At 59.0% G+C, this 978-nt stretch carries 1 pseudogene; it reads right to left on the bottom strand.

Annotated elements, in window-relative coordinates:
- Positions 1–978, bottom strand: a pseudogene (locus tag P5683_RS25300) (hypothetical protein); the annotation flags it as partial.

Raw genomic sequence — 978 nt, 5'->3', positions numbered from 1 at the left:
GTCGTCATCAAGTTGGCTTGGCCTGTTACTGCCCCATCCGACAACCGATCCATCCTCCTTCAGCGCAGAAAAACCGCTGATGGTCGGATAGATCGCGGTCACACCGCTGCTCAGCGCTTCCTGAAGGGCTTCCGGTCCGTCACGGAACCCATTCCCCGGCCAAAGGAGATCTCCGCCTTGACTTCGGCTGCCCCAGGTCACCACCGAGCCGTCATCCTTCAACGCGGTAAAGGCGGTCGAATTCGAATAGACAGCGACGACCCCGTCGCGCAGGTCGTCCGAAACATCAATCGGGTCAGGCGCAACGGCAGAGTGCGTATATCTGATTTCGCTCGTTCCTCCGAAGTTCGGCAGGCCCCAGGTTACCACCGAGCCGTCTTCCTTCAGCGCGGCGAAGGCGTGTGCGGTGGATGCGATGGCAACCACGCCGCCGGACAATTCGTCGCGGACCGTCGCGGACCCAACATAATCATCTGAATCGAGGACACGGGGGTACCCGGTCCCTTTCCAGACAACGACCGATCCATCATCCTTGAGAGCGGCAAAGCTGTGACGGTTCCCGTGAAGCGATGCGACGCCACCTGCAAGCTCTGCGGCCACATCCTGCCCCAAGGCGGCATTCTTATGGGGGTCGGGGAATCTCTGGGTCCAGGTCCAGGATACCACGGACCCATCATCCTTGAGCGCAGCCATGTCCGCGCGATTAGGCAGCGCCTTGAGCGAAACCACGCCGCTTTGAAGCTGTGCGTTGATGCTTTGAAGATGATCGGTGGCAAGATATTCACCATCAAAGCTTACTCTTCGCCAGAGCACCTCTATCGACCCGTCGCTCCGAAGCGCCGTAAATGCGTTGCCAGTGGTGAAGATGTCGACAATCGGATTGTCAGGCTGCCCCGGTATCCACCTTTCCGTTTCTTGACTGCCCCATATGACGACCGAGTCATCCTCCTTGAGGGCCGCAAAGTTTGTAGAGATCGG

Source organism: Limnospira sp. PMC 1279.21 (assembly GCF_032349615.1).
GTDB classification, from domain to species: Bacteria; Cyanobacteriota; Cyanobacteriia; order Cyanobacteriales; family Microcoleaceae; genus Limnospira; species Limnospira fusiformis.
This window is presented reverse-complemented; position numbering and strand designations above follow the sequence as displayed.